A 9704-nucleotide genomic window follows, 5' to 3' on the forward strand; every position below is an offset into this window, starting at 1 on the left:
AATAAGATGACAGAAGAAATCAAAAATCTGCAGGCACAGGATTATGATGCCAGTCAAATTCAAGTTTTAGAGGGCTTAGAGGCTGTTCGTATGCGTCCAGGGATGTACATTGGATCAACCTCAAAAGAAGGTCTTCACCATCTAGTCTGGGAAATTGTTGATAACTCAATTGACGAGGCCTTGGCAGGATTTGCCAGCCATATTCAAGTTTTTATTGAGCCAGATGATTCGATTACTGTTGTGGATAATGGGCGTGGTATTCCAGTCGATATTCAGGAAAAAACAGGTCGACCTGCCGTTGAGACTGTCTTTACTGTCCTTCACGCTGGAGGAAAATTTGGCGGTGGCGGATACAAGGTTTCAGGTGGTCTTCACGGCGTGGGGTCGTCAGTTGTTAATGCCCTTTCAACTCAATTAGACGTTCATGTTCACAAAAATGGTAAGATTCATTACCAAGAATACCGTCGTGGTCATGTTGTCGCAGATCTTGAAATAGTTGGAGATACGGATAAAACAGGAACAACTGTTCACTTCACACCGGACCCAAAAATCTTCACTGAAACAACAATCTTTGATTTTGATAAATTAAATAAACGGATTCAAGAGTTGGCCTTTCTAAATCGCGGTCTTCAAATTTCAATTACAGATAAGCGTGAAGGTTTGGAACAAACCAAGCATTATCATTATGAAGGTGGGATTGCTAGTTACGTTGAATATATAAACGAGAACAAGGATGTAATCTTTGATACACCAATCTATACAGACGGTGAGATGGATGATATCACAGTTGAGGTAGCCATGCAGTACACAACTGGTTACCATGAAAATGTCATGAGTTTCGCCAATAATATTCATACCCATGAAGGTGGAACGCATGAACAAGGTTTCCGTACAGCCTTGACACGTGTTATCAACGATTATGCTCGTAAGAATAAGTTACTGAAAGACAATGAAGATAATTTAACTGGGGAAGATGTCCGCGAAGGATTAACTGCAGTTATCTCAGTTAAACACCCAAATCCACAGTTTGAAGGACAAACCAAGACCAAATTGGGAAATAGCGAAGTGGTCAAGATTACCAATCGCCTCTTCAGTGAAGCCTTCTCCGATTTCCTCATGGAAAATCCACAGATTGCCAAGCGTATCGTGGAAAAAGGGATTTTGGCTGCCAAGGCTCGTGTGGCTGCCAAGCGTGCGCGTGAAGTCACTCGTAAAAAATCTGGTTTGGAAATTTCCAACCTTCCAGGGAAACTAGCAGACTGTTCTTCTAACAATCCTGCTGAAACAGAACTCTTCATCGTCGAAGGAGACTCAGCTGGTGGATCAGCCAAATCTGGTCGTAATCGTGAGTTTCAGGCAATTCTTCCAATCCGCGGTAAGATTTTGAATGTTGAAAAAGCCAGCATGGATAAGATTCTAGCTAACGAAGAAATTCGTAGTCTTTTCACAGCCATGGGAACAGGGTTTGGCGCAGAATTTGATGTTTCGAAAGCCCGTTACCAAAAACTCGTTTTGATGACTGATGCCGATGTCGATGGAGCCCACATTCGTACCCTTCTTTTAACCTTGATTTATCGTTATATGAAACCAATCCTAGAAGCTGGTTATGTTTATATTGCCCAACCACCAATCTATGGTGTCAAGGTTGGAAGCGAGATTAAAGAATATATCCAGCCGGGTGCAGATCAAGAAATCAAACTCCAAGAAGCTTTAGCCCGTTATAGTGAAGGTCGTACCAAACCGACTATTCAGCGTTATAAGGGGCTAGGTGAAATGGACGATCATCAGCTGTGGGAAACAACCATGGATCCCGAACATCGCTTGATGGCTAGAGTTTCTGTAGATGATGCTGCAGAAGCAGATAAAATCTTTGATATGTTGATGGGGGATCGAGTAGAGCCTCGTCGTGAGTTTATCGAAGAAAATGCTGTCTATAGTACACTTGATGTCTAAAAAATAGGGAGAAGTAGTTCCCTTGGTCTAAAAAATATGATATAATCGTTACGATTGTTTCAAGTAAAAAAGGAGTTTGATATGTCTAATGGACAACTAATTTATTTAATGGTTGCAATTGCAGTCATTTTAGTTCTGGCTTATGTAGTGGCAATCTTTCTACGTAAGCGAAACGAGGGGAGATTAGAGGCGCTAGAAGAAAGAAAAGAAGAACTATACAATCTTCCAGTAAATGATGAAGTGGAAGCTGTAAAAAATATGCACTTGATTGGACAAAGTCAAGTGGCTTTCCGTGAATGGAATCAAAAATGGGTCGATTTATCTCTCAACTCTTTTGCCGATATTGAAAATAATCTCTTTGAAGCAGAAGGCTATAACCATTCATTTCGTTTTCTCAAGGCCAGTCATCAAATTGACCAAATTGAGAGTCAAATTACTTTGATTGAAGAAGATATTGCTGAAATTCGCAATGCTTTGGCAGACTTAGAGAAGCAAGAATCTAAAAATAGTGGTCGTGTTCTTCATGCTTTGGATTTATTTGAGGAACTTCAGCATAGAGTTGCTGAAAATTCAGAACAGTATGGTCAAGCCTTGGATGAAATTGAAAAACAATTAGAAAATATCCAATCTGAATTTTCACAATTTGTAACCTTGAATTCATCGGGTGACCCTGTGGAAGCTGCTGTGATTTTGGATAATGCTGAAAATCATATCTTGGCTTTGACACATATCGTTGATCGTATACCAGCAATTGTAACAACATTATCTAAAGAGCTACCAGATCAACTAGAAGATTTAGAAGATGGTTATCGTAAGCTCTTAGATGCTAATTATCATTTTGTTGAAACGGATATTGAAGCACGTTTCCACTTGCTTTATGAAGCATTCAAGAAAAACCAAGAGAATATTCGTCAGTTGGAATTGGATAATGCCGAATATGAGAATGGACAGGCACAAGAGGAAATCAATGCCTTGTATAATATTTTTACTCGAGAAATTGCTGCTCAGAAAGTAGTGGAAAATCTACTTGCAACTCTTCCAACTTACCTTCAACATATGAAAGAGAATAATACTTTATTGGGAGAAGATATTGCACGTTTGAACAAGACCTATTTACTTCCTGAGACAGTTGCAAGCCATGTTCGTCGTATTCAGACAGAATTAGAGAGTTTTGAGGCAGCTATTGTTGAGGTAACTTCAAATCAAGAAGAGCCAACCCAAGCTTATTCAGTTCTTGAAGAAAATCTTGAGGATTTACAAACTCAACTAAAAGATATTGAAGATGAGCAAATTTCAGTTAGTGAGCGCCTGACACAAATTGAGAAAGATGATATTAATGCACGTCAAAAGGCCAATGTTTATGTCAATCGTCTCCATACTATCAAGCGATACATGGAAAAACGCAATCTGCCAGGTATTCCACAAACTTTCTTGAAGTTATTCTTTACGGCAAGCAATAATACCGAGTATTTAATGGTTGAGTTAGAACAAAAAATGATTAACATTGAATCTGTTACCCGAGTTCTTGAAATTGCAACGAATGATATGGAAGCTTTAGAAACGGAAACTTATAATATTGTACAATATGCAACTTTGACAGAGCAACTCTTGCAATATTCTAACCGCTATCGCTCATTTGATGAACGCATTCAAGAAGCATTTAACGAAGCTTTAGATATTTTTGAAAAAGAATTTGATTATCACGCTTCATTTGACAAGATTTCTCAAGCATTGGAAGTGGCAGAGCCTGGTGTAACCAATCGCTTTGTTACCTCATATGAGAAAACACGTGAAACGATTCGTTTTTAAAAAGCTTAGTTCATTCTAAGCTTTTTTCTTTACTCAAAAGCCATGAGTTTACTTATTTATCATTGAAATTAATGCTTGGTTTTGATATTATTTAAATATGAAGAAAGATAGAACAAAGCGTGGTAGTCACGCTAAAATGGGACGGAGTAAAAGAGTCCAGTGGACTCTTTTAGCCTAAGCTAAATTTTAAAAAGCGAGGGTGGTTGTTTTCTCAAAGTTTTGAAGGAGCTAAAGCAAGAGCTATTATTATGAGCTTGTTGGAAACAGCTAAACGTCATCAATTACATAGCGAGAAATATCTATCCTATCTTCTAGAATGTCTTCCAAACGAGGAAACTCTCGTAAACAAAGAGGTTTTAGAGGCTTATTTACCATGGACTAAAGTTGTACAAGAAAGGTGAAAATAAGAAATCTCCAGATTAGGAACTATCGCTAAGTTCACTAATCTGGAGATTTTTCAATAGACTTCGTTATTGTACGGTTACGTTTGTCACAGTTCCTGAAATGCTTAATTCACGATTATAGTAAAATGAAATAAGAATAGGACAAATCGATCAGGACAGTCAAATCGATTTCTAACAATGTTTTAGAAGTAGAGGTGTACTATTCTAGTTTCAATCTACTATAAAAGCACATGAACTATTCTATGACCGTGATTAGTAAGGTTTTTGCTTAATGAGTAATTGAATGGAAAGTAATTATTTAATAAAGAAATTTAGTCTTGTATTAATCGAGATTAAATTTCTTTATGTTTAAATTACATGAGAAGAGTGATTAATATTACAATTTTGTTACAAAATAAGTTTTTGATAGAATTTTCAGATAATTTAGGATATAATACTTTTAATTTAAATAAAAAGGAGTGATTTTATGGGAGACTGCAAAGATTTTTGTCATAAAAAGTACCAAATAGCAACGATTTTTCTGCTATCGGTCTTTGCATGCAGATTTGCTTCAGTACAGGTTAGTGCTGCTGAGGGGAAATTTGAAACATCCAATCAAGTTACACATGCAGTAATAATTAATAAATTAGATGATTCAAATAAGCTCGCACCGTCAGTCACGGCTGACAAGAATGCTCTAGATTCTTCTTCAAAGGAAAAAACAGAAGCGACAGCGTCAGTAAAACAAGATGATTCTATAGAATATAGAGATAATAAGTCAGACAAGAATGTAATCACACAGAAAGAAAAGACTGCTATAAAAAGTGAAGAGAAGAAGGAAGAATCAGCAGTAGAAAGAAGTTCTTCTTCCGAAAGTTCACAATCACAGTCGTTATCTCAAAGTGGACATAAAGAAAAGCCAAATAGTATCTCCAGTAATGAAATGATTACTGTCCCTAAAACATGGGAAGCAGGACACAAAGGGCAAGGAACTGTAGTCGCTGTTATAGATTCAGGCCTTGATTTGAATCATGAAGTTCTGCGTATTTCTGATCCGTCAAAGGCGAAATTTAAAAATCAGGATGATATCGAAAAAGCTAAAAAAGCTGCCGGTATTGACTATGGAAAATGGTACAGTGACAAGGTAGTATATGCTTATGATTACTTTGATGGAACTGATAATATAAAAGAGGCTGAAAAAGAGTCTCATGGAATGCACGTTACTGGTATTGTAGCTGGAAATCCAGTTAATAAAGCCCCGAATTCTGAGAAGGTTTATGGGGTGGCGCCAGAAGCTCAAATTATGTTTATGAGAGTTTTTTCAGATAGAGATAAAACTACAGCCTCTGCCCTCTATGTAAAAGCCGTTGATGACGCAGTTGCGTTAGGTGCGGATGTGATCAATATGAGTTTGGGTGCAGGTGCGGGTTCAACTGTAGATGCGGGTTCAGATATTATTGAAGCAGTAAAAAGAGCACGCACTAAAGGAGTATCTGTTGTTATTGCTGCTGGTAATAGCAATACTTTCGGTAGAGGTTTTTCACAACCATTAGCAGAAAATCCTGATTATGGTCTCGTCGGAAATCCCTCTACAGTAGAAGATTCAATTTCTGTTGCTTCGATTAATAATAAAATTCTAACTACTGAAGTCTTTGAAGTAAAAGGTTTAGAAAATGACGCTACCCTTGATTATGGTAAGTTTGATTTTAATAGACCTGAAACAGAAAAAGATTTTGAAAAAGGGAAAGAATACGAATATGTAGCAACGGGTATTGGTCGTGAAGAAGATTTTGCTAATATTGATGTAAGAGGTAAGTTAGCACTGATTCAACGTGGTAAAATCCATTTCTCTGATAAGATTAAAAATGCTCTTCAACACGGTGCAGCTGGAGTTTTAATTTATAACAACGTTGAAGGTGCAAATGTTAGTATGTCTGTTACAGGTGATGCTAAGAAAATCCCATCTGTCTTTATTTCAAAATATTATGGTGAAATTCTTAAGTCTGGTCAGTATAAAATTGTCTTTAATCACAAGATGGATAATCGTAAATCAGATGTTGCAGACCAATTGTCAGATTTTTCAAGTTGGGGAGTTACAACAGATGGACAATTGAAACCAGATGTTACTGCACCTGGTGGAAATATCTATTCATCATTTAACGACAATAGTTATGGAAGTATAAGTGGAACAAGTATGGCGGCCCCTCATGTAGCTGGTGTCGCAGCATTAGTCAAAGAATATTTAGCAAAGAAACATCCTGAATTATCAGCTAGTCAAATTTCAGAGATTGTAAAAGCTTTAATTATGTCTACTGCAAAACCACATTTTAATAAACAAACTGGAGCCTATACTTCTCCACGTCACCAAGGTGCTGGCGTAGTTGACACGATGGCGGCAACAAGCACAGATCTATTTGTAACAGGTGCAAATAATTATCCAAGTGTTACTCTTGGTAATGTTGGTGATAAATTTACCTTTGAAGTTACAATTCATAATATTTCGGATAAAGACCGAACATTGAAGATGATTGTAAATACAAATACGGACGAAGTTGAAGAAGGAAAATTCACTCTCCGTCCACGAAAACTAACTGAAACAGTTTGGCCCGAAGTAACTGTGAAAGCTCATAGTACGAAGACAGTAACAGTTAGTGTAGATACAAGTAAGTTTACTGAAGAACTTAGCAAAATAATGCCAAATGGTTATTTTCTAGAAGGATTTGTTAGATTTGTCAATCCTGCAGATGATGGTTCTGTTATTGGTTTACCATTTATGGGATTTAAGGGAGAATTCCAAAATCTACCTGCAATTGAAAAACCAATTTATCAATTGATTAAGGAAGGAAACAGTGGATTTTACTCTGAAATTGATAAAGATAATCCAGGAATTTCACCTTCAGACGATGTAACTTATTTAACAAGTTCTGAAAATGATGTAAATGTTTTAAAAGCAGAGCGTCAAGGAAATCGAGTGACTGTACTCGGAGTGAAACAAGATGATGAAGGAAAATACCATCTTCAATTAGATGAAAAGGGTAATGTTCGCCTTGCTATCTCGCCGAACGATGATGGTAATAAAGATTCTGTTCAATTTAAAACTCTTGTCTATAGAAACTTGGTAAATCTTCGTGCAACTGTTTATGATTCTTCGGATACAACACACAGTCAGCCTATTTGGCAAAGTCGTCCAACAGACCTTGTGAAAAATTATTTTGATGGCGATACTAGAAATCCAAGAAGTTACATTGTAGATAAAACAGCTTGGGGAGGACAGGATTCTAATGGAAATCGAGTCTCTGATGGAATTTATGACTATGTTATTAGTTATAAGCCAGATGTCCCTGGAGCTGAAGAACAATACACAATATTTAAAATTCAAATCGATACACAAAAACCTCTGATTACTTCGGGATATATTCGTTCTCAAAAAAATCAAGAACAATTTATAGCTCGTAAACCTCAGGATGTCGGAAATGGCGGAATTCTTCTAGAAAAAGTCTTTTATATTCGTCCTTCTGAAAATAGAGAGGCGGCAGATTCAGAAATCGAACAGTATCAGATTATCAAACAAAATGAAGATGGTAGTTATACACTTCCTAAGAACATTGATAAATCGAAAATCTTCTATTATGTGGAAGACTTTGCGGGAAATGTAGATTTTATATCTCTCAAAGATCTTGTAGGTGAAGAAAATAGTGGTCGTGTAAAAATTGCTATACTAAACAATAAAACCAATGATGAGATTGATACAACTTATGTTTATCGCATTAAAAATAGCGAAGGTCAATATGTAACCGTTGATAAGTCAAAAGATATTAATTTCTTGAAATTTGGGCATTATGTTGCAGAAATTTTTAGCTATGATCGTACAGAGTTGAAATTTGTGAGTGCTCTATCTAAGGAATTTGATTTAACGAAAGAAAATAGTTTTCAAACTATTACCTTCTTGGCTAACAAAATGAAATATGCCCCAGTAACAGTTGGCTTTAATCAAGCTGTTCCTGGAACTACAATGATTACTTTAGTAGGTGAAGACGGTCAGAGTCAAGTCTTGCCAGCTGAAACATATGGTAAACATTCTTATGGTAAGAAAGTGGTTACTGGTGAATATAAAGTTCTTGTAAATCTGTCAAACGGTTATGAATTACTTGATAATCTTCAACCATTTAAAGTTCTGTTTGGTAAAAATAATGTTTTGTCACTTTCAGTTGTTTCTAAGTTAGCTCTGATTGCAGCTTTAAATAAACAAATGGAAGTAGTTAAAACTCCAAGATATTATAATACAAAACAGAATTTAAAAGAGATGTTTGAGCAAAGTGTCAAAGATGCGCAACTAGCATTAGGAAGTAAACTTAACCAAGATAAAATTGACCAAATTGTTAAGGCTTTAGAGTCTGCTATGCAAACATTGGATGGTAAGGAATCTGATATCACATCATTGAAGAATGCCATTAAAGCATATGCTGAGACAGTTAAAAAAGGTAAATATATAAATTCTGATCAAGAACGCAAAGGTCAATATGATCGTGAATTTAAACTCTTGGCATTATTAATTACAAAAGATTTGATAACTCAAGATGAAATTGACCGTCTGTTGACCACTTTCTTGCAAGCTCAAGACCAGCTGAATGGGAAAGAAACAGATTTTATGAGCCTAAAGAATGTTATCGAGGATGAAGTGAAGTTCCAAGAAAAAGATCCAAGATTTTTGACAGCTAGCAAAGAGGAGAAAGATGCATATCATCTTATTTTCAACAAAGCTAAGCTACTTTTGGAAAATGCAGAAGCTAGTCAAGAAGAAATTAATGAAGTAATCAAAGCTCTAAAAGAAACGGTTGTAAAACTTAAGGCTAATAAAGTAGAGATCCCAACCAAACCAGTTGTACCAGTTAAGCCGGTTGATCCAACTAAAGCAGTTGCACCAGTTAATCCAGTTATTCCAGCTAAACCAGTTGTAACGATCAAGCCAGTTTCTCAAGTGCAACCTGTTAAATTAGTAAGTCAAAATAGACAAGTCTCAACTATTAAGCCTTCAATTAGCAATGATAAAATTGAGAAAGCTACATCAATTACAATACATCATTCCAATATAGAAGCTAAGCATGAGAATAAAACACTAGCTGGAAGTGATCAACAAGTGCTTTTAGCTACAGTCATCAAAGAAGGAAAACAGTTACCAGCCACTGGTGAGAATAACATGATTTCTATTATGCTAAGTATTTCTGGAATTTCTCTCTTGTTGTCAGTTATTGGACTTGTAACTTTTTCAAAAAGTGAGTAGAGAATACAAGCTAAATTCCCAAAGTAAGTTCCACCGCTAGTAGAATTGGAAGTTAGTCTGAGAAAAATCATAAAAACCAGTGGAATTCCGTGTCAGGGTAAGTTCCACTGGTTTTACTCATGCTTGATTTCTATAGTAGTATCGTGAGCAAAAGGATTCAAATTATAGTATAGTTGCTTAGTTTCAAACAAGCATGTTATAATAAAGCTATGGCATATAGTACAGATTTTAAACAGCGAGCATTAGATTCCATCAAAGAGGGGCACAGCCATGTCGAG

At 36.2% G+C, this 9704-nt stretch carries 3 protein-coding genes and 1 pseudogene; all 4 read left to right on the forward strand.

Translation table 11 applies throughout. The features are described 5' to 3' along the window. Positions 1–6 precede the first annotated feature (6 nt). The 4 genes and pseudogenes from gyrB to HT729_RS02915 all read left to right on the forward strand — a co-directional run bounded on the left by gyrB (position 7) and on the right by HT729_RS02915 (position 9426). Positions 7–1953, forward strand: coding sequence for a DNA topoisomerase (ATP-hydrolyzing) subunit B (gene gyrB / locus HT729_RS02900; protein WP_050208456.1), 1947 nt, complete (start codon positions 7–9; stop codon positions 1951–1953). Between the two features lie 81 nt (positions 1954–2034). Further along, the gene (ezrA, locus tag HT729_RS02905; protein WP_172931639.1) at positions 2035–3762 is read left to right on the forward strand and encodes a septation ring formation regulator EzrA; all 1728 of its coding nucleotides are present in this window, start codon (positions 2035–2037) and stop codon (positions 3760–3762) included. A 191-nt stretch (positions 3763–3953) separates the two neighbouring features. Then, positions 3954–4163, forward strand: a pseudogene (locus HT729_RS02910) (transposase domain-containing protein); the annotation flags it as partial. Between the two features lie 469 nt (positions 4164–4632). Further along, the gene (locus HT729_RS02915; protein WP_172931640.1) at positions 4633–9426 is read left to right on the forward strand and encodes a S8 family serine peptidase; all 4794 of its coding nucleotides are present in this window, start codon (positions 4633–4635) and stop codon (positions 9424–9426) included. Positions 9427–9704 lie beyond the last annotated feature (278 nt).

The sequence above is a fragment of the Streptococcus sp. 79 genome (assembly GCF_013277425.1).
GTDB classification, from domain to species: Bacteria; Bacillota; Bacilli; order Lactobacillales; family Streptococcaceae; genus Streptococcus; species Streptococcus pseudopneumoniae.

Excerpts from the sequence above, each read along its gene's own strand:
- gyrB (WP_050208456.1), top strand. The coding sequence starts at position 7 with ATGACAGAAGAAATCAAAAATCTGCAGGCACAGGATTATGATGCCAGT.
- HT729_RS02915 (WP_172931640.1), top strand. The coding sequence starts at position 4,633 with ATGGGAGACTGCAAAGATTTTTGTCATAAAAAGTACCAAATAGCAACG.
- ezrA (WP_172931639.1), top strand. The coding sequence starts at position 2,035 with ATGTCTAATGGACAACTAATTTATTTAATGGTTGCAATTGCAGTCATT.